Raw genomic sequence first — 19,853 nt, 5'->3', positions numbered from 1 at the left:
CAGGCGAGCCGTGGTGCGCGGGTGCGGTGCAAAAGTGCGATAATTGGGGGTGTGGCAAGATCTGGATTCGCATCACGCAGTTACCGCACCCGCGGCATTGTTCTGCGTACCCACAAGCTTGGCGAGTCCGACCGCATCATCACCCTGATCACCCCCAACGGGCTGGTTCGGGCCGTGGCCAAGGGGGTGCGGCGCACCTCCTCGCGGATGGGCGCCACCCTGGAACCGTTCATGGAGGTCGACGCCCAGGTGGTGATGGGCCGCAGCCTGGACATCATCTCCCAGGCCCAGCTGCGCCACCCCTACGGGCAAAAACTGGTCGGCGACTACTCCGCCTACACGGTGGCTACCGCGATGGTGGAAACCGCCGAACGGCTGCTGGAGGCGGACGCCGACTCCACGATGCGCCAGTACCGGCTGCTGCACGGGGCGATCGCGCTGCTGGCCCGCGGCAGCGTGGACCCCGGGCCGATTTTGGACTCCTACCTCCTGCGCGCCCTGTCCGTGGCAGGCTGGGCCCCCTCCTTCACCGACTGCGTGCGCTGCGGTGAGCCCGGTCCGCATTCGGCGCTGAACATCCAGCTGGGCGGCGTGGTCTGCCCGGCCTGCCGCCCGCCGGGCTCCACCTCCCCGCACCCGGTCACCGTCAGCTACCTGCAGGCGCTGCTGACCGGGGACTGGGACACGGTGGCCACCGCCGGGCCCAAGGCGCGCGACCAGGGCGCCAAGATCGTAGCCAACTACCTGCAGTGGCACCTGGAACGTGCCGTGAAGTCCCTACGCCATGTGGAGAGAACATGAAGAAGCTCGCCCCGATCACCTGCCAGCGCGGCCCGGTCAGCCCCTATGCGCACCCCCAGAATCCGCAGGTGCCCTCCATCCCGGCCGCCGTGCTGCCCCAGCACGTGGCGATCGTGATGGACGGCAACGGCCGGTGGGCGAACCAGCGCGGGCTGCCGCGCACCGAGGGACACCGGGCGGGGGAAGCCGCGCTGCTGGATGTGATGGCCGGGGCCGTGCAGCTGGGGATCAAGTACGTCTCGGTGTACGCGTTCTCCACCGAAAACTGGAAGCGCAGCCCCGAGGAAGTGCGCTTCTTGATGGGCTTCTCCCGCGACGTGCTGCGCCGCCAGCGCGACACCCTGAACTCCTGGGGCGTGCGCATCCGCTGGTCCGGGCGTGAACCGCGGCTGTGGAAGAGCGTGATCAACGAGCTGAAGGCCGCCGAGGAACTCACCAAAGACAACCTGGGCTGCCAGCTGACCATGTGCGTGAACTATGGGGGACGGGCCGAACTGGCCGACGCCATGACCCTGATGGCCCAGGACGTGCAGGCCGGACGGCTGAAGCCCTCCGGGATCAGCGAGAAAACCATTGGCCGCTACCTGCACGCCCCGGAACTGCCGGATGTGGATTTGTTCATGCGCACCTCCGGGGAGCAGCGCACCAGCAACTTTTTGCTCTGGCAGTCGGCGTACGCCGAAATGGTGTTCCTGGACGAGCTGTGGCCGGATGTGGACCGCACCACCTTGTTCAAGGCCGTCGAACAGTACGCGCAACGCGACCGCCGCTACGGTGGCGCGGTGGACAAGCCCCAGCCCGAGGCCGCACCGGCCCACAGCTAAGCGCACTCCGCCAGGGGAAAACTGGCGCGGCGCCGGCTAGCTTGCGCCCTGCAGCAGGTGCAGCCACCGCCGGACCTTCGCATAGGATTCGGCGCGCGGCCCGGCGGATGAGGTGAACACGTCGTGCATCGCGTCGGTGATGATCGCATTGGTGACGAAGCTGCCCAGCTTCAGGCTGCGCTGGCGCACCAGATTCACGTCCACCACCGAATCGGTGCGCTGCATCAGCGGATCATAGCTGGCCCCGAAGTGCGACTGGGCGCTGGTGAGCACCAGCACCGGCAGCTCCAGGTCCAGCCCCTTGGCCACCTTCGCGTGCGCCTCGAGCACCGTGCGCATCCAGCCCACGGTGGGACGGAACGCGTGCCGGGGACGCCACAGCGGGTGGATGTCCCATTCCCCGTGCCCGTCCTGGGAGAGCGAGAGCCAGTAGTGGTCCAGTTCGGGCAGGTGCAGGGTGCGTGTGGGGGAGCGCCGGGCCATCGCCTCCATCAGCCCCTGGGCCGGTATCCGCAGGAACTGGGTGCCCTGGAATTCCAGCCACGGGGCGTTGAGCACCAGCCCGGCCAGCCTGGCGGTGGACTGCTGGGCCCAGAGGCTGATGATCAGCCCGCCCAGGGAATGGCCCTGCACCAGCAGCGGCAGCCCCGGGTGCTCGGCCGTGAGCAGATCCGCGGCCGCGTCCAGCTCCTGGTGGTATTCGGCCAGGTGCTCCACATAGCCGGGACGCTGGTGCTCGCTGCGCAGGCTGCGCCCATAGCGGCGCAGGTCCAGGGCGTAGAAACGGTAGCCGGCGGCCCGCCAGAATTCGGCCAGCTCGCGGTTGTAGAAGTAGTCGCTCCAGCCATGGACGCTGAGCAGGATGCCGCGTTCTTCCGGATTGCCCGGGGGCGGCTGCTTCGGCACATAGCGGACCAAAGTGCCCAACACCGGGCCCTCCCCATCAACGCCTAGGTTCAAGGTGGTGTGCTCAAAGCCCTCGCCCAACGGGTCGGCGGCCCAACCGCCGGGATCCGTGCTGGTCAAGAAATCCGGCCACTGGCTTGATGGAATACCGTACAGACCGCTCATGGCACCAGCCTAACCGGTAAAGAATTTGGCAAGCGCACTGGCCAGCGGCGAAAATTGAAACCATGCGCATTTACCCCCTGGTTTTCAAGCACGTCTTCACCAAGATGGATCCGGAGAAGGCCCACCACTTCGCCTTTGACGCCATCAAGCTGGCGCAGCGTGTCGGATTGAGCAAGCTGACCCGCAAGTTCTTTGCTCCCGACCCGAAGCTGCGCCGCACGGTGATGGGCATCGACTTCCCTTCGCCCTTTGGCCTGGCCGCCGGCTTCGACAAGGGCGCCACCGGCATCCTGGCGCTGAGCGACATCGGGTTCGGGCACGTGGAGATCGGCACCGTCACCGGTCAGGCCCAGCCGGGCAATCCGACCCCGCGGCTCTTCCGCCTGGTGGAGGACCGCGCGGTGATCAACCGGATGGGATTCAACAACGAGGGCGCCGAGGTCGTCGCCGCCCGGGTGGCCACCGCCCGGCAGCAGCTGAAGGCCGATTACCGCCGGCACCGTCCGGTCGTTGGCGTGAACATCGGCAAGACCAAGCTGGTCGAACTGGAGGACGCGGTCGGCGACTATCTGGAATCCACCCGCCAGCTGGCGAACCACGCCGACTACCTGGTGGTGAACGTCTCCAGCCCGAACACCCCGGGGCTGCGTTTGCTGCAGAGCGTGGATTCCCTGCGTCCGCTGCTGGAGCAGGTGGGGGCCAAGGCCGATGCGGTGGCCGGCCGGCACGTGCCGTTGCTGGTGAAGATCGCCCCGGACCTCAGCGACGAGGACGTGGCCGATGTGGCACGCCTGGCCATTGAACTGGAACTGGACGGCATCATTGCCACGAACACCACCATCGGTCGCGAGGGGCTGGTCAGTGACTCGGCGCGCGTCGAGGACATTGGGGCCGGGGGACTGTCCGGTGCCCCGCTGAAGGAACGCTCCCTGCAGGTGCTGCGCCAGCTGCGCGAACTGGTGCCCGCCGAAATGGCGATCATCTCCGTGGGTGGGGTGAGCGATGCGAAGGACGTCAAGCAGCGTCTGGATGCCGGAGCGGACCTGGTGCAGGGATACACGGCGTTCCTGTATGAAGGACCGTTCTGGGCCCGGAACATCAACCGGGAACTGGCGCAGATGCTCTAGGAGTTCTCACCAGCTCGCCGTACCCAGATACGGCCAGCCGAGTTGAAGATGACGGCGGGTGCCAGCGGGCACCCGCCTTTTCTTGTGCCCGGATACCGCCTAGGCGCCTGAGGCCGATTATCGGTAGTCCTCGTGGGAGCAGCGATACCGAGCTCAGGCCGTGCACAAAGCTTGCGGTTTGTATCGAGCGATACAACGCTGTGGATTTGTGCATAAAACGCGTGTTCACCGGGCAGTCCTAGGCCGGAGGCACAAGGTGGGCATAACCCTCGCCCCGAAGCCAAAAAACAAGGAGGGTTCCACTAGGAACCCTCCTTGTTTTAATGTCTGAGTGCTTGGATCAGCTCAGCTTCGCACCGCGCTTGACCTGCGGCTTGGGCAGGCGCAGCTTGCGGAACTGCATGCCGCGCATGAAGGCGTAGAGTCGGACACCGCGCTCGAGCTTGCCAAAGCGCTTGACCAGCTCGCGCTTGAGCAGCCATCCGGTGAGGATTCCTTCGATGATCACCACACCCAACACGATGTACAGGCCGAACTGCACGTAGACCTGCAGTGTCAGGTTCTGGCTGAACACCAGGGAGGCGACCAGGAACAGCAGGATGATGAACATCATGAACTCGCTGAACATCCAGCGCGAGTCGATGAAGTCGCGGGCAAAACGCTTCTGCGGACCCTTGTCACGCGGCATCAGATAGCGCTCATCACCGGTTTCATTGGCGATACGCAGTCGCTGCTGAGCCTCGATGCGGCGCTTGCGCTCCATCTCCTTGGCCTGCTTGCGGTCATTGGGCACCAGCGGACGCTGGTGGCGTGCCTGCTGCTGGCTGCGCTTCGGGGTCGGGCCGCTCTTGCGGCCATCGGGCGAGGCCAGCGTCTCTGGGGCCTGCTCTTGCGGGGGCTGAGGTTCTTCCTTCTTACGTCCAAACACCCGCCCATCCTATCGGTTCCGCGGCTGTGACGTGACATTGGCCGGACTTGATCGGTTGTTAGGCTTGGAAGCATGACTAGTAACACTTCGGCCGCAGCGGCCGCCCACGGGGTGGACATCGCCGGCCTGCGCGAGCACGTCGAGGCCAACTTCGAGAAGATCCTCACCGAACTGACCGAGCTGGTGGCAATCCCCGGCATCGCCTGGGAATCCTTCGATCCGGCAAACCTGGAGCAGAGCGCCCAGGCCGTGGCCGCACTGGTGGAGGCCATCGGGGTGGACAGCGTGGAGATCCTGCGCGAACCCACCGATGAGGGAACCATGGGCAGCCCGGCGGTGGTGGCCCGCCGCCCAGCCAAACCCGGCAAGCCCACCATCCTGCTCTACGCCCACCACGACGTACAGCCCCCCGGAGACCCAGCGGACTGGAACACCCCGGCCTTTGAGGCCACCCGTGTCGGGGACCGGCTCTTTGGCCGTGGCGCCGCGGATGACAAGGCCGGCATCATGGTGCACGTTGCCGCGCTGCGCGCCGTGCTGGACCGGGTCGCCGACTTCGGTGTCGGGGTGACCTTCTTCTTCGAGGGTGAGGAAGAGGCCGGCTCCCCGTCGTTCCGCAACTTCCTGGAGGCGCACCAGGACAAGCTGGCAGCCGATGTGATCATCGTGGCCGATTCCTCGAACTGGGCCGTGGGCACCCCGGCGCTGACCTCCTCGCTGCGCGGCATGGCTGCCGCCGAGATCGAGGTTCGGTCCATGACGCACGCCGTGCACTCGGGCATGTTCGGCGGGCCGGTGCTCGACGCCCCGTTGCTGGCCGCCAAGCTGATCTCCACGTTGCACGATGAGAACGGGGCCGTTGCCGTACCCGGGCTCGTCTCCAACGACCACGCCGACGTGGACTACTCCGAGGAGCAGTTCCGCGCCGATTCGGGCCTGCTGGACTCCGTGTCCCTGGCCGGAACCGGCAAGATCACCGACCGGCTGTGGAATAAACCGGCGCTGAGCGTCATTGGAATGGATATGCCCAGCGTTGACCATTCCTCCAATACCCTGATCCCGCGCACGCGGTTCAAGGTGTCGATGCGACTGGCACCCGGGCAGGACTCGGCAGCGGCGCTGAAGGCGCTGGAGGAGCATATCCTGGCCCAGGACGTGCGCGGAGCCGAAGTCACCTTCACCGCCACCGAGGCGGGCAGCGCCTACCAGGCGGACCTGCATGCGGCGGCGAACGAAAAGGCGCAGTGGGCCCTGGCCCAAGCTTGGGGGACCGAACCGGTGAGCATGGGTTTGGGCGGATCCATCCCATTCATCGCCGACCTGCTCGAGGTCTTCCCACAAGCTCAAATTCTTGTGACCGGCGTGGAGGATCCGGACTCGCGGGCCCACTCGGCCAACGAGTCGCTGCACCTGGGGGACTTCAAGAACGCGATCGTCGCCGAGGCGCTGCTGCTGGCCCGGCTGGACAGCGAAGGGCTGTAGACTCCGTCCGGCTATGAATCGGCTCATAGTGTGAAACAAACATGGGTGCGAATTCCCAGATGAGTCGTACGATAGAAACTAGAGGAGAGGTGCACATCTTCACCCCACGAACCGGGGCAGGGCGCACCACTGCAGTATGGGAGGAGAAACATGACTGCACCAGCAAATGATGTCAAGGGCGACGCCACCGAGTTGCCGACCCACGAGGTGAACCTCAGCGACGTGGCCGCCGAAAAGGTGCGCTCACTTCTGGACCAGGAAGGCCGCGACGACCTGCGTCTGCGCATCGCCGTGCAGCCCGGGGGCTGCTCGGGCCTGATCTACCAGCTGTACTTCGATGAGCGCATGCTCGACGGGGACCACGTGCGCGAGTTCGACGGCGTGGAAGTGATCGTCGACAAGATGAGTGTCCCATATCTCAATGGCGCCTCCATCGACTTCGAGGACACCATCTCGAAGCAGGGCTTCACCATCGACAACCCGTCGGCTGGCGGATCCTGTGCCTGCGGGGACTCTTTCCACTAAATCAGCGGGAACTAACACCTCTGTTCAAACGTTTAAGAAACTTTCGTTGGAACAGAGGTGTTTTTCTGCATTCAGGGGCTTGAGAGGGTAAGCTCTACATTAAGTAGTAAAACTATGTTTCGCTTCGTGGGCCAGCTCACGGGACACACTCGTAAACGCGGGATGACCTACGAAGACCACACATTCTGCACCAACAAAGAGGAAGGGCCGTCTGTGAGTTCGCAAGACCGAACCGGCAGTCGCGGATCTGCCAAAGCCAAAGTCATGGCTTTGGTAGGTACTGGCGCACTGCTGTTGACGGGATGTTCAGCGGAGGTAAAGCGCGGTTGGCTCCCGAACGTGGAGCGTGACACCACCAACCACACCGGGATGATTCAGGATCTATGGGTTAACTCGTGGATCGCTGTGACCGTGATCGGTGTTTTGACCTGGGGCTTGATGCTCTGGTGTGTCGTGGCCTACCGCCGCCGTAAGTCCGATACTGGCTACCCGCGTCAGATCAGCTACAACCTGCCAATCGAGATTTTCTACACCGCCATTCCGCTGGTTCTGGTGTTGGTCTTCTTTAGCTTCAACAACAACGTTGAAAAGGCAATCAACACCAAGGTCGATTCCGAAGTTGTCGTCGACGTCCGCGCCAAGCAGTGGGCCTGGGACTTCAACTACTCGTACGACGGCCAGGAGAAGTACTTCGCTGGCAAGCAGGCTCACCTGAACGAGGACGGCTCGGCCGGCGCCCAGGAGACCCTGCCGACCCTGTACCTGCCGGTCAACAAGACTGTCACCCTGGAACTGAACAGCCGCGACGTCATCCACTCGTTCTGGGTGCCGGCGTTCGTGCAGAAGCTGGACATGATTCCGGGCCGCACCAACTACATGTACCTCACCCCGCAGGTTGAGGGCACCTTCGACGGTAAGTGCGCCGAGCTTTGCGGCGAGTACCACTCCGAGATGCTGTTCAACGTCAAGGTCGTCAGCGAGGCCGAATTCAAGGCCCAGATGGCGAAGCTGGAAGACGGACACCTCGGCGAGGAATATGACCGTCAGCCGAACAAGGTTAACTCCGTGGTCGTCGAGCACGAAGGACAAGGGGAAGGAGAGTAACCGGTCATGACAACTTTTGAATACGCGACCGATGATGTGAAGAGCATCAACTCGGCCGTCGTCCCGAGGTCAAAGGGACGCATCTTCGTTGACTACATCACCAGCACGGACCACAAGAAGATTGGGTACATGTACCTCATTTCTTCGTTTGTGTTCTTCTGCATCGGTGGTGTGATGGCACTGCTGATCCGTGCCGAGCTCTTTGAGCCGGGCATGCAGATCGTGCAGACCAAGGAACAGTACAACCAGCTGTTCACCATGCACGGCACCGTGATGCTGCTGATGTTCGCCACCCCGCTGTTCGCGGGCTTCGCGAACGTGATGATGCCCCTGCAGATTGGTTCGCCCGACGTGGCGTTCCCTCGCCTGAACGCCCTGGCGTTTTGGTTCTTCTCGCTGGGTTCGACCATTGCCCTGGCCGGCTACCTGACTCCTCAGGGCGCCGCTAGCTTCGGTTGGTTCGCTTACGCACCGCTGTCCAACACCACGTTCTCTCCGGGCGTCGGTGGTGACCTGTGGGTCTTCGGTCTGGCACTGTCCGGCTTCGGCACCATCCTGGGTGCAGTGAACTTCATTACCACCATCATCTGCCTGCGCGCACCTGGCATGACCATGTGGCGCATGTCGATCTTCACCTGGAACACCCTGATCACCTCGATCCTGATCCTGATGGCCTTCCCGCCGCTGGCAGCTGCGCTGTTCGCACTGGGTGCCGACCGTCGTCTGGGTGCACACATCTTTGATCCGGATAACGGGGGAGCGGTGCTCTGGCAGCACCTGTTCTGGTTCTTCGGTCACCCCGAGGTGTACATCATCGCGCTGCCGTTCTTCGGCATCGTTTCGGAGATCTTCCCGGTCTTCAGCCGCAAGCCGATCTTCGGCTACAAGGGCCTGGTCTTCGCGACCATCGCCATTGCCGCCCTCTCGGTTTCGGTGTGGGCTCACCACATGTACGTGACCGGTGCCGTCATGCTTCCGTTCTTCGGCTTCATGACCATGCTGATCGCGGTTCCGACCGGCGTGAAGTTCTTCAACTGGATCGGGACCATGTGGCGCGGTTCGATCACCTTCGAAACCCCGATGCTGTGGAGCATCGGCTTCCTGGTGACCTTCCTGTTCGGTGGTCTGACCGGTATTATCCTCTCGGCTCCGGCCCTGGACTTCCACGTGTCTGACACCTACTTCGTGGTGGCACACTTCCACTACGTGGTCTTCGGTACCGTTGTGTTCGCCATGTTCGCCGGCTTCTACTTCTGGTGGCCAAAGTGGACCGGGCACATGCTCAACGAGCGCCTGGGCAAGATCCACTTCTGGTTGCTGTTCATCGGCTTCCACGGCACCTTCCTGATCCAGCACTGGCTGGGCGTCATCGGCATGCCGCGTCGCTACGCCGACTACATGCCGGAAGACGGGTTCACCATGATGAACCAGGTTTCCACCGTGTTCTCCTTCGTCCTTGGCATCTCGATGATCCCGTTCTTCTGGAACGTTTGGATCACCCACCGTCAGGCCAAGAAGGTCACCGTTGATGATCCGTGGGGCTTCGGCGCATCGCTGGAATGGGCAACTTCCTGCCCGCCGCCGCGTCACAACTTCCACTCGATCCCGCGGATCCGCTCTGAGCGTCCGGCCCTGGACCTGCACCACCCGGAACTGAACGGACGTGCTACTCCGGAAAACCCGGTCGCGAAGATCTTCGGCCCGGCTGACCAGAAGGACAAGTAAGAATGAAAATTGAATCCTGGCTCTTCATGGGCGGAATCTTCTTCTTCACTCCGGTAGCCATCGTTTACGGCTACATGGTCAACTGGGAAGAATGGGTTGGCATGCTGGCCCTGCTGATGCTCGCCGCCATGTCCGGCATGGTCGGCTGGTACCTGAAGATGACCGCCAAGAACGTCGGCATCCGTCCCGAGGACCGTGTTGACGGCGAGATCCACGAGAACGCAGGCGACATCGGCCTGTTCGCACCGTGGAGCTGGTGGCCGCTGGTTCTGGCCTCGGCAGCTGGTATCAGCTTCCTGGGTCTGGCCGTTGGCTGGTGGGTCTTCTACATCGGTGCTGGCCTGGCCATCATCGGCGTGGTCGGCTGGGTCAACGAATTCAGCCGTGGCAAGCACGCTCACTAAGTAAACTGAGAAAGGGCGACGAGTTTTCGAACTCGTCGCCCTTTCTCAGTTAACCCGAGCGTAGGGGCGTTGTCGCCAGGCCTCCGGGATGGCGTTTAATGGGAGAAGACCCAGTGGAAGGAGCTGGCCATGCGCTACGCGCCGCAGCCGGCCGTCACGGCCCGCCTCGACCCAGAATCGAGCGAGAGCAAGTACCGGCAGATCCGACGCATCCTCAAGACCCACGCCCGGGAGTCGTGCGAGCCGGGCTTCAAGCTGCCGCCGGAACGTGAACTGGCCGAGCACTTTGGGGTGGCGCGCAAAACCATCCGTCAGGCCATCGACGCGCTGGTGGACGAACAGGTGCTCAAACGCGTCGTCGGGATCGGCACGTTCGTGGTTCCGGAGAAAATGGACCTGCGGGTCCGTCTGCACTCCTACAGCGAGGACATGATGCGCCGCGGCATGGTCCCGGACGCGCACGTGCTGAAGTTCGACGAAATCAAGGCGTCCGCCCACCTGGCCAGCCAGCTGATGGTCGACGAGGGGACACCCGTGGTGCGCTTCAAGCGCCTGCTGCTGGCGGACGGGACCCCCATGAGCCTGGACGAGAACTACATGCCGGCCGACCTGGTCCCCGGTTTCGTCGACGGGCAGCCACCCTCGAAGCTCTACCAAACACTGCATGAGCGCTACGGCATCCTCTTGGAGTGGGGCGAGGATCAGGTCGAGAGCACGGCCGCCAGCCCCGCACAGGCCCAACTGCTGGCCGTGGAAGACGGGTTTCCGCTGCTGCAGATCACCCGCTACGCCTACATCGGCGAACGCCTGGCCGATTACTCGGTCTCGCTCTACCGTTCGGACCGCTACAAGCTCTTCGTACCGCTGCAGCGCCTGGGGACCCGCACGCCGCGTTATTCCACCTCGTTCTAGGGTTCCCCCTCCCGGCCGGCGTGCAAGCGCCTTCAAGCCCCTGGCGGGGGTTCTAGGGGGAACCGCCGTGTACATCTCGTTGCCGCAGCTGATAATCTCAGCGCCATGGCACGCCTTCTGCTGCTCTCGAGCATCTTTCTGCAACCGAGCGCCCTGCTGCCCCTGGCCGAACAGCTGACGGGCCGAGAACATCAAGTGGAGGTTCAGGGCACTGATCCCGGCGAAGGGGCCAAAGAGGCGCTTGAACAGTACTCAGCGGCGTTGGATGGCCTCCGTGGCAAGGTTGGGGCGGATCCCGTGGTCGTGATCGCCCACTCCAACGCGGGCGCCTATCTACCCTCCCTGCTGGACCGTTTTCCTGGAACCCCAGCCATCTTCCTGGATGCCATTTTGCCGCTGTTTGACGGCCGCTGCCTGGCGCTGGTGCCCGCGTCACTGGGAGAGCCCCTGCGGGGCAGGGCGGAGGCAGGCCTGCTACCGCGCTGGTCGCGCTGGTGGCCGCGGGAGAGCGTGCGGGCCCTGGTGAACAGTGATGCGGACTTCGCGCAGCTGGATGAGCGCTGTCCACGCGTGGCGGCCTCCTACGTGGATGAACGTCTTCCCCTGCCCGCAGGCTGGAGCGCGCAGGCGGCGGCTGGATATCTTCTGCTGAGCGATGGTTATCTTGGGGACTGGGAGCGGGCGGTGTCAGCCGGGTGGCCCGCGCAGCGACTGCAGCTGGGGCATCTGGGATTTTTGCGGGATCCAGGGCAGGTCGCGCTGGCGTTGGATCATCTCAGTGAGCGCCTGACGGGTCGGGACGATACCGCTGGCGGAGCGGAGTAGAGGCTTTTCCCACACCGTGGTGCCAGCAGCGGTGTCGGTGGCCAGCGCACCGGTTTCCGCGCAGTGGCCCGCACCGGTTCGCGCAGGGGGATCGGCGTGCGGCGGGCCGGCGGCTTGCTGAGCCGCCGCCAAGCGCTGGCCTTGGGTGCGCCATGGCGGGGTAGCGGCCAGTGGTTAAACGAAAACGGTGGGACCCGCTGGCTGCGGGTCCCACCGTTTTAGATGTGACTAATGCGTTTCGAGCTTACTTCTCGATGGATGCGCTGTCGGTTGCACCTTCGACCTCATGGTGGCCGTGGGCAGCGTGTGCTGCTTCCAGCTCCTTCGGGGTGACAGGGGCGACGCGATCTTCGAAGAAGAACTTCGACCACTTCGCACGACGCTTCTCCTGGCGGGAGATGTGTCCTGCAGCATCCGGCTCGGCCGGAATGAACTTGCGGTCCTCGAAGTTGGTCAGATGGTACAGGGTGTACGCATCCAGCTCCTCATGCTTCTCCGCGAAGCCGCCCTCCGGCGACATCTGGATGGTGCCGGTCTCGCGGCCGTGCAGGACGGTTTCCCGGTCCTTGCGCTGTAGCGAGAGGCAGATGCGGCGGGTCACGAAGAACGCGACGAACGGTCCCACGATGAACAGCACGCGCAGCCAGTAGGTCACGTCGTTCAGCGACACATGGAAGTGGGTGGCCATCAGGTCCGAGGACGCAGCGGCCCACATGGTGCAGTACCAGACCACACCGGCCATGCCCACGGCGGTGCGGAACGGCGCGTTGCGCGGACGGTCCAGCACGTGGTGCTCGCGGTTGTCCTTGGTGACCCAGCGTTCGATCCACGGCCAGGTGAACATGACCGCGAACAGGATGCCTGCCGGAACCAGGGCCGGCAGCAGCACCGAGAGCACCAGGGTGTTGTCGCCCCATGGGAACGGAATGACCCATTCGAACGAGAAGTTGCCAAGCACGCCGGGCATCAGACGCAGGGCGCCGTCAACGAAACCGATGTACCAGTCAGGCTGGGTACCGGCCGACACCGGGGAGGGGTCGTACGGACCGTAGTTCCAGATCGCGTTGATCTGGAAGAAGCCTGCGATGAAGGCCACGATGCCGAAGATGATGAAGAAGAATCCACCAGCCTTGGCAGCGTACACCGGGCCAACCGGGAAGCCGACAACGTTGTTGTTGGTGCGGCCCGGGCCGGGGTACTGGGTGTGCTTGTGGGTGACAACCATGAACAGGTGGATAACCACCATCATGATGATCAGCGCCGGCACGACCATGATGTGCAGCGAGTACAGGCGCGGGATGACATCCTCGCCCGGGAACTCGCCACCGAAGAAGAACATCGAGATGTAGGTACCAACGATCGGCAGCGCCTTGATCACGCCGTCGATGATGCGCAGACCGTTACCGGAGAGCAGGTCATCGGGCAGCGAGTAGCCGGTGAAGCCGGCAGCCAGGCCCAGGATCAACAGCACACAGCCGACGACCCAGTTCAGTTCGCGCGGGCGACGGAACGCACCGGTGAAGAACACGCGCAGCATGTGCACCGAAACCGAGGCCACGAACAGCAGCGCGGACCAGTGGTGGATCTGTCGCATGAACAGGCCGCCGCGCACATCGAAGGAGATGTCCATGGTGGACTGCATGGCCACCGACATCCCGGTGCCCTTCAGCGGCACGTAGGAGCCGTTGTAGACGATGTGGGTCATCGACGGATCGAAGAAGAAGGTCAGGAACGTTCCGGAAAGCACCAGCAGTACGAAGGTGTACAGGGCGACTTCACCGAACATGAATGACCAGTGGTCAGGGAAGACCTTGCGGCCGAATTCCTTGACGATGGCCGAACCACCCACGCGGGAATCCACGAAGTTGGTGATGCGGCCGGTGCGGGTCTTGGCAGTGAACTCAGCGTTCGTTGACATGACTAACCACGCTCCCAGTAGCTCGGGCCAACCGGCTCGTGGAAGTCACTGCGGGCTACCAGGTAGCCTTCGGAGTCAACCATGATCGGCAGCTGCGGAAGTGCGTGACCGGCCGGGCCGAAGATGACCTTGCATTCCTGGGTCAGGTCGAAGGTCGACTGGTGGCACGGGCACAGCAGGTGGTGGGTGTGCTGTTCGTACAGCGCGATCGGGCAGCCCACGTGGGTGCAGATCTTCGAGTAGGCGACGATGCCATCCACGTGCCAGTCCTCGCGGCCTTCCGAGATCTGCATCTCGGCCGGATCCATGCGCATGACCAGCACAACGGCCTTGGCCTTCTCGTTCAGCGGCTGCTCGGCGTCGTTCAGGCCTTCGGGAATCACGTGCAGGGCGGAGCCGATCTGCACGTCGGAGGCCTTGATCGGGGTGCCGGAGGGGTCGCGGGTCAGACGGACGCCGGTGTCCCACATGGTGTGGCGCAGCTGGTCGACCATCTGGTGGGCGGTCTTGCCCGAGCGCTCCAGGTCGCGCATGTAGAAGATCGCCGGGATCGGGGCCAGTGCCAGCGCACCGATCAGGGTGTTGCGAATCAGCGGGCGGCGCTTGATGCCGGACTCTTCCAGGATCGTGTCAACGATCTCGGCGGCGTCCTGGCGGTCCTCCTCGGAACGGATTTCGTGACGCTCTTCGACCAGCTCGTGGTCCGGCATCAGGGTACGGGCCCAGTGAACGATGCCCACACCGATGCCCAGCATCGCGAAGGTGGTGCCCAGGCCGAGCATGGCGTTCTGCACGCGCAGTTCGGCGAAGGTCATGTCGCCCAGGTGGCCCAGCACGAAGTAGGCCACGAAGAACAGCACGGTTCCGATGATGGAGATAATGAATAGCAGCGCTACTTGGCGCTCGTGTCGCTTGGCTTGGCGCGGGTCGCGGTCTGCGATGCGCGGACGGTGCGGTGGTAGACCCGGATCCGGGAACCGATCCTGAGCCACATCGTCAGCCTTAGCAACGGTGCCCGAGTCTTCGGGACTCCCGTGACTATGGTTGCCCATGTTGTCTCTCATCCTTCTCTCAAGAATTTAATGTACGTAGTGATGGGGTCGGCCGAAGCCGTGGGCGTCTTAGGAAGGACGCGAGGTCAACCAAACGGCGAAGCCGATGATGATGCCCAATCCGGCGGTCCAAACGAACAGACCCTCAGCCACCGGACCAAGGCCACCCAGGGCGGCGCCACCGGCAGTGCCGTTGGCTTCAATGGTCTTCAGGAAGGTGATGACGTCACGCTTCTCTTCGGGGGTGATGTTCGAATCGTTGAAGACCGGCATGTTCTGCGGTCCGGTAACCATCGCTTCGTAAATGTGCTTTTCAGAGACACCGGCCAGGGTTGGTGCGAACTTACCGCGGGTCAGAGCACCACCGGCTGCCGCAGCGTTGTGGCACATGGCGCAGTTGACGCGGAAGACGGTACCGCCATGGGCAGCGTCACCCTTCTCGGTGTCCAGGTACTCTTCGTCCGGGATCGCCGGGCCGGCACCCAGGCTGGCCACGTAGGCTGCGAGCTGCGAAATCTGCTCGTCATTGAACTGGACCGGCTTGATCTGGGCCTGCGGGCCCTGCATCTGCATCGGCATGCGGCCGGTGCCCACCTGGAAGTCAACGGAGGCTGCGCCCACGCCGATCAGGGTCGGTCCAGAGTCAGTGCCTTCGGCGTTCATCCCGTGGCAGGTCGCGCAGTTCGCAACGAACAGCTTCTGGCCTTCCTGGATGTCTGCAGCCGAAGCGGTCGCGGTGGCCGCCTTTGCTTCGTTGATGCTGCCCGCTGCAGTGTAGAGGCTGCCGGTGACCAGCAGACCAAACAACAGCAGAGCCACAGCGGCGAGCGGGTGGCGGCGCTTTTTCGAAAGAGCCTTCACTTTGCTGGTTCCTCACTTATTTCTTGGTGTGGTGTTGCCCTACTTCTATGGAGGCAACTGATGATTGTTAGTTGCCTACTTCAGGAAGTAGATGATCGCGAACAGGGCGATCCACACGACGTCAACGAAGTGCCAGTAGTAGGACACGACGATTCCGCCAGTCGCCTCGAAGTGGCCGAACTTCTTGGCCAGCATCGCACGGCTGATGATCAGCAGGAACGCAATCAGGCCACCGAGCACGTGCAAGCCGTGGAAGCCGGTGGTGATGTAGAAGGCCGAAGCGTAGGAGTTCGAGCTCATAGCCACACCCTCGTGAACGAGCATGGCGTATTCATATGCCTGGACCGAGACGAAGATGGATCCCATGATGAAGGTCAGGATGAACCATTCAATCATTCCCCACTCCTTGAAGTTGAAGACGCCACCGGAACGGCGGGCCTTGAACTCCTCGGCGCGGAAGACACCCATCTGGCAGGTGAACGAGCTGGCAACAAGAATCAAGGTGTTGGTCAGCGCGAAAGGCACGTTGAGTTTGGCAGTTTCATTCGCCCAGAGCTCTGGCGCGGCAGCGCGCAGGCTGAAGTACATGGCGAAGAGGGCGGCGAAGAACATGAGCTCGCTGGAGAGCCACACCATCGTTCCCACCGACGCCATATTGGGGCGGTTCGGTGCACTTGGCACCGGTGTATTTGGGGCATGAGTCGCAGTTGTCACACTGTCATTATGTCTCTAAACGGACCGAAGATACCAATGCAAAAGGCACGTGACAGTGGTTTTTTGCACCACACCTCGGCCACAAGCCCGGAAACTCGCGGAAGTAGCCGAGAAACTGTTTCTACAATTTGTAGAGCCGTGTCGCGCCGGGGGCCGTGTTGCAGGACTTAAGCAACGTGATTGTTCCTTAATTATCCGCTATTTTGCCCGGAATTCTGGGCTTTTGGTGTGACTCATGCGACGCAATGAAGTGGCAGCCCGGCGCGCTTCCTCATTAAGCTTGTACTCGTGTCAACGACCCAGTCTTCCCAAAAGTTCCCCACTTGGCCGAGCTTGCTTTCCGCCCTGATCAGCGGCCGGGATTTGCAGCGCGATGAGGCCGCCTGGGCGATGAATGAAATCATGTCCGGCAACGCCACCGATGTGCAGATCGCCGGCTTCCTGGTGGCCCTGCGCTCCAAGGGTGAAACCATCGCCGAATTGACCGGCCTGGTCGACTCCATGGTGGCCAATGCCCGCAAGATTCACATCGAGGGACAAACCCTAGACATTGTGGGCACCGGGGGAGACCGGCAGAACACGGTGAACATTTCCACCATGGCCACCCTGGTGTGCTCCGGTGCCGGGGTGAAGATGGTCAAGCACGGCAACCGGGCTTCCTCCTCATCTTCCGGATCGGCCGACGTGCTCGAGGTCCTGGGGGTGAAACTGGATGTTCCGGTGGAGCGCCTGCCCTGGGTGTACGAACAGTCCGGCATCGCCTTCTGCTTCGCGAACCTCTTCCACCCCTCCATGCGCCACGTGGCCGTGGCCCGCCGCGAGCTGCGCATCCCCACTGCCTTCAACTTCCTGGGACCGCTGACCAATCCGGCACTGCCCTCGGCTTCCGCGATCGGCTGCTCGGATCTGCGCATGGCGCCGATCATGGCCGGCGTGCTGGCGGCCAGGGGAGCTCGCGGCCTGGTGTTCCGCGGCGAGGACGGGCTGGATGAAATGACCACCACGGCATCGAACCGCGTCTGGGAAGTGCGTCAGGGCAAGGTCCAGGAGTTCATGTTCGATGCCAGCGAGGTGGGCATTGAGCGCACCACGCTGGATCAGCTGCGCGGGGCCGATGCCGTACACAACGCCCGGGTTGTGCACGAGGTCCTCAACGGCGCCGCTGGCCCGGTGCGGGACACCGTCGTATTGAATGCAGCGGTGGGAATCGTCGCCTACGACGAGCAAGCCGAGGGCAGCTTCAATGAGCGGATTTCCGCGGCCATGCGCCGGGCCGAGCAGTCAATTGACAGCGGCGCTGCGGCGCAGGCCCTACAGCGGTGGGCTGAGGCCAACCAGAACGCAAAGCAGAGCAGCCGCTAGCTGCTCCCTGAACCACCGGAAACCAAAACGCGCAAGGCGTCTGCACAAGCCCTGGGGCTGATGCAGACGCCTTGCGCGTCTGTCGTGGAGGAGAGCGCTAGTCGTCCAGTCCCAGCGAGAAGGCCGCTTCCAGGTCATGGCTGGAGTAGGCGCGGAAGGCAATGTGGGTCTGGGTAGCGCGAACTCCGGGAACCTTGGACAGCTCATTGGGGATGACTGTGGCCAGATCGTCATGCCGCCGCACCCGGGCAATGGCGATCAAGTCCCAGTCACCGGCTACCGAATACACCTCGCTGATCCCCTCGATCTCCGAGATCTGCTGTGCGCATTCGGGGATGCTGTCCGTGGCTGTCTGGATCATGACGAACGCGGTGACCATGAGTACCTCTCTGGAGTGATGCGGAAGGCCAAAGCGGCCGGGAACCTAGATTAAGTCTAATCCACGGGCGTGATCGACCTCATTCGGGCGCCCCCCAGTAAATGACCGGTCGCACAAATCTATAGACTTGTGCGTTCGATTACAAAGTTGTAACCTTGTGGCATGATTGTTTTGACCGTTGATCAGCGCGGTTCCCGCAAAAGCGAGGACAAGGTTGAGCACTTGATCGAAAACGCCAACTCCACCGTCGGACCGCTGCGTCCGTTCCAGCGTACCGCCGGCGACGAGGTTCAGGGCGTCCTGGATCACGCCGGCGAAGCGGTACACCTGGCAGTCATGCTCGCAGCCTCAGGGGAGTGGAGCGTGGGAGTGGGGTTTGGCGAGGTGGAACTGCCCTTGCCGAAGGAGACACGGGCCGGGCGCGGCCCGGCCTTTGAACACGCCCGGGATGCGGTGGAACGCGCCAAGCGAGCAGCCGGGAGCATCGCGGTGAGCTCCGCCCATCCAGAGACGGAGCGGCTCGAGGCGGAGCTGCAGCTGACGGCCAGCATCGTCGCCAAGCGCCGCAGCACCTCCTGGGAAGCCGGCCTGTTAATGGACCGGGGGATGACCCAGAGCGAGGTGGCCAAGGAATTGGGGATCACCCAGCAGGCGGTGTCCATGCGCCTGGCGTCGAGCCTGTGGTTTGAAACCAATCGCATGATGCTCGAATCGGCGAAGGCCCTGGGCAAGCTGATTGAGCCGGGGGAGAAGTCATGACCTGGGCGGCCTTCCTTCTCATGCTGGCCTCCACCGTGGTTGCCGCCGGCACGCATCTGCTCAAGCCGGCAAAGCGTCCCACGCCGCTGAAGGTTGGCCTGACGGTGCTCTCCTTCGCCATTGCGCTGGCAGCGGCCATCGTTGCGGTGATCGCGATGCATGATCCCGATGCCGCGGCAGTGCCCTTTGTTCTGGTCGTCACCGCCTCGGTTGTCTTCGCCGTGGCAATCGGGAGCCCCTACACGGAGCTGGTCTTTCATCTGGCGGCCAATCACCAGGCACGGAAAACCAAGTCGCCGGCGGGGGAGTCGCCCCTGCGCGGCGGACTGTGGATCGGCCTGCTCGAGCGCACGGCCTTCGTCTGTACCCTCTGGGCCAACTGGCCTGAGGGCATTGCCGTCATCTTGGCGATCAAGGGCTTGGGCCGGTTCTCGGAACTGAAAGACCACAACGCGGCCGAGCAGTTCATTCTTGGAACCTTCAGCAGCACCCTGTGTGCGGCCGGGGCCTACGGGTTGGGCCTAATGCTGCTCGGCTGAGCTACGAGTCAGCAGGCGGGTCAACAGGCGACGGCCGATCAGGAAGACGCCAAGGACTACGGCGGCAACAATGATGAACGGCACCGCAGCGGTCGAGCCAAAGGCAAGCCGCAGGGCAATGCCAAGAGCCACGGTGCCAACCCAGACCAGAACGCCGGTAGGCCAAATGCGGTTGATAGTAAGCCAAGGACGGGAAATCAGCGTCATGGCCAGGTAGGCCAGCACAAAAGGCGCGGCCGTCTCGGCGATACCCGCCACGGACAGCGAGTGCTCGTGCGAGCGGCGCCCCAAGGCGGCAAAAATAACGACGAGAACCACATCAAGCAGAACCCACCATGGCCATGAGCGAACTTTGGCAGTCATGCCTCCATCTTAGGTCGCCCGCCACGCCCTGCCTGTCCGCGCACACACCGCCACCGTGTTAGCTCATGCACATTGCAACCACTCATGCACATTGCAACCAGGGGAGTGGGACCGGTTCTTCCTGGCGCAGCCCCTGACATCCTCGCTAGCGAGGCACCGTCAGCGGCACCCAATCACC

At 63.2% G+C, this 19,853-nt stretch carries 21 protein-coding genes; 13 read left to right on the top strand and 8 right to left on the bottom strand.

Annotated elements, in window-relative coordinates:
* Window positions 1-51 precede the first annotated feature (51 nt).
* Both recO and AC6I21_RS07665 read left to right on the top strand, forming a co-directional pair.
* Entirely contained in the window at window positions 52-801 is a 750-nt protein-coding gene (gene recO / locus AC6I21_RS07670; RefSeq protein ID WP_138174023.1) for a DNA repair protein RecO, read from the top strand.
* Window positions 798-1,625 (top strand): isoprenyl transferase, encoded by an 828-nt coding sequence (locus tag AC6I21_RS07665; protein ID WP_497763392.1) that lies wholly within the window; start codon window positions 798-800, stop codon window positions 1,623-1,625. Before recO ends, AC6I21_RS07665 begins: the two co-directional genes overlap by 4 nt.
* Window positions 1,626-1,661: 36 nt before the next feature.
* On the opposite strand, the gene AC6I21_RS07660 is transcribed toward AC6I21_RS07665, so the two are convergent.
* Window positions 1,662-2,696, bottom strand: a complete 1,035-nt coding sequence (locus AC6I21_RS07660; protein WP_497763391.1) for an alpha/beta hydrolase — start codon at window positions 2,694-2,696, stop codon at window positions 1,662-1,664.
* Between the two features lie 62 nt (window positions 2,697-2,758).
* Here AC6I21_RS07660 and AC6I21_RS07655 point away from each other — a divergent pair, with 62 nt between their 5' ends.
* The gene (locus AC6I21_RS07655) at window positions 2,759-3,823 is read left to right on the top strand and encodes a quinone-dependent dihydroorotate dehydrogenase (RefSeq protein WP_396278554.1); all 1,065 of its coding nucleotides are present in this window, start codon (window positions 2,759-2,761) and stop codon (window positions 3,821-3,823) included.
* Between the two features lie 340 nt (window positions 3,824-4,163).
* On the opposite strand, the gene AC6I21_RS07650 is transcribed toward AC6I21_RS07655, so the two are convergent.
* On the bottom strand, window positions 4,164-4,751 hold the full coding sequence (locus AC6I21_RS07650; RefSeq protein ID WP_138174015.1) for a DUF3043 domain-containing protein: 588 nt from the start codon (window positions 4,749-4,751) through the stop codon (window positions 4,164-4,166).
* A gap of 72 nt (window positions 4,752-4,823) precedes the next feature.
* On the opposite strand from AC6I21_RS07650, the gene AC6I21_RS07645 reads away from it, so the two are divergent.
* The 7 genes from AC6I21_RS07645 to AC6I21_RS07615 all read left to right on the top strand — a co-directional run bounded on the left by AC6I21_RS07645 (window position 4,824) and on the right by AC6I21_RS07615 (window position 11,728).
* Window positions 4,824-6,233, top strand: coding sequence for a dipeptidase (locus tag AC6I21_RS07645; protein ID WP_497763390.1), 1,410 nt, complete (start codon window positions 4,824-4,826; stop codon window positions 6,231-6,233).
* Between the two features lie 150 nt (window positions 6,234-6,383).
* Window positions 6,384-6,758, top strand: coding sequence for a HesB/IscA family protein (locus tag AC6I21_RS07640; RefSeq protein ID WP_054820879.1), 375 nt, complete (start codon window positions 6,384-6,386; stop codon window positions 6,756-6,758).
* Window positions 6,759-6,971: 213 nt separating this feature from the next.
* Window positions 6,972-7,862: an aa3-type cytochrome oxidase subunit II gene (ctaC, locus tag AC6I21_RS07635; protein ID WP_138174273.1), complete on the top strand. Its 891-nt coding sequence runs from the start codon at window positions 6,972-6,974 to the stop codon at window positions 7,860-7,862.
* 6 nt (window positions 7,863-7,868) lie between these two features.
* A complete protein-coding gene (ctaD, locus tag AC6I21_RS07630; RefSeq protein WP_054820880.1) occupies window positions 7,869-9,587 on the top strand; it encodes an aa3-type cytochrome oxidase subunit I in 1,719 nt (572 codons plus the stop codon).
* 2 nt (window positions 9,588-9,589) lie between these two features.
* Window positions 9,590-9,991 carry a cytochrome c oxidase subunit 4 gene (locus tag AC6I21_RS07625; RefSeq protein ID WP_054820881.1) on the top strand — a complete coding sequence of 134 codons (402 nt, stop codon included), beginning with the start codon at window positions 9,590-9,592 and terminating at the stop codon, window positions 9,989-9,991.
* A 129-nt stretch (window positions 9,992-10,120) separates the two neighbouring features.
* Window positions 10,121-10,903: a GntR family transcriptional regulator gene (locus AC6I21_RS07620; RefSeq protein WP_138174011.1), complete on the top strand. Its 783-nt coding sequence runs from the start codon at window positions 10,121-10,123 to the stop codon at window positions 10,901-10,903.
* Between the two features lie 105 nt (window positions 10,904-11,008).
* Window positions 11,009-11,728 carry a hypothetical protein gene (locus tag AC6I21_RS07615; RefSeq protein WP_497763389.1) on the top strand — a complete coding sequence of 240 codons (720 nt, stop codon included), beginning with the start codon at window positions 11,009-11,011 and terminating at the stop codon, window positions 11,726-11,728.
* A gap of 244 nt (window positions 11,729-11,972) precedes the next feature.
* Here the strand turns inward: AC6I21_RS07615 and qcrB are convergent, their stop codons facing one another.
* The 4 genes from qcrB to ctaE form a co-directional block, all read right to left on the bottom strand.
* Window positions 11,973-13,646 (bottom strand): cytochrome bc1 complex cytochrome b subunit, encoded by a 1,674-nt coding sequence (qcrB, locus tag AC6I21_RS07610; RefSeq protein WP_138926220.1) that lies wholly within the window; start codon window positions 13,644-13,646, stop codon window positions 11,973-11,975.
* Window positions 13,647-13,648: 2 nt separating this feature from the next.
* Window positions 13,649-14,698 (bottom strand): cytochrome bc1 complex Rieske iron-sulfur subunit, encoded by a 1,050-nt coding sequence (gene qcrA / locus AC6I21_RS07605; protein ID WP_138174005.1) that lies wholly within the window; start codon window positions 14,696-14,698, stop codon window positions 13,649-13,651.
* Between the two features lie 69 nt (window positions 14,699-14,767).
* A complete protein-coding gene (qcrC, locus tag AC6I21_RS07600; RefSeq protein WP_138174003.1) occupies window positions 14,768-15,559 on the bottom strand; it encodes a cytochrome bc1 complex diheme cytochrome c subunit in 792 nt (263 codons plus the stop codon).
* 75 nt (window positions 15,560-15,634) lie between these two features.
* The gene (gene ctaE / locus AC6I21_RS07595; RefSeq protein WP_138174001.1) at window positions 15,635-16,273 is read right to left on the bottom strand and encodes an aa3-type cytochrome oxidase subunit III; all 639 of its coding nucleotides are present in this window, start codon (window positions 16,271-16,273) and stop codon (window positions 15,635-15,637) included.
* A 288-nt stretch (window positions 16,274-16,561) separates the two neighbouring features.
* Between ctaE and trpD the strand changes: the two genes are divergently transcribed.
* A complete protein-coding gene (gene trpD / locus AC6I21_RS07590) occupies window positions 16,562-17,635 on the top strand; it encodes an anthranilate phosphoribosyltransferase (RefSeq protein WP_497763388.1) in 1,074 nt (357 codons plus the stop codon).
* A 97-nt stretch (window positions 17,636-17,732) separates the two neighbouring features.
* Here trpD and AC6I21_RS07585 read toward each other — a convergent pair whose 3' ends face one another.
* On the bottom strand, window positions 17,733-18,014 hold the full coding sequence (locus AC6I21_RS07585; protein WP_054820817.1) for an Lrp/AsnC family transcriptional regulator: 282 nt from the start codon (window positions 18,012-18,014) through the stop codon (window positions 17,733-17,735).
* 222 nt (window positions 18,015-18,236) lie between these two features.
* On the opposite strand from AC6I21_RS07585, the gene AC6I21_RS07580 reads away from it, so the two are divergent.
* Together AC6I21_RS07580 and AC6I21_RS07575 are read left to right on the top strand one after the other, a co-directional pair.
* A complete protein-coding gene (locus tag AC6I21_RS07580; protein ID WP_497763387.1) occupies window positions 18,237-18,773 on the top strand; it encodes a hypothetical protein in 537 nt (178 codons plus the stop codon).
* Window positions 18,770-19,312, top strand: a complete 543-nt coding sequence (locus AC6I21_RS07575) for a hypothetical protein (RefSeq protein ID WP_497763386.1) — start codon at window positions 18,770-18,772, stop codon at window positions 19,310-19,312. The genes AC6I21_RS07580 and AC6I21_RS07575 overlap by 4 nt, the downstream gene beginning before the upstream one ends.
* Here AC6I21_RS07575 and AC6I21_RS07570 read toward each other — a convergent pair.
* A complete protein-coding gene (locus AC6I21_RS07570) occupies window positions 19,295-19,675 on the bottom strand; it encodes a DUF3054 domain-containing protein (RefSeq protein WP_343830652.1) in 381 nt (126 codons plus the stop codon). The genes AC6I21_RS07575 and AC6I21_RS07570 overlap by 18 nt on opposite strands.
* Between the last annotated feature and the right edge of the window lie 178 nt (window positions 19,676-19,853).

The sequence above is a fragment of the Glutamicibacter sp. St.4D3 genome (assembly GCF_059728615.1).
Note: the sequence above shows the minus strand (reverse complement) of the source record. Positions and strands in the feature narration are given on the sequence as shown.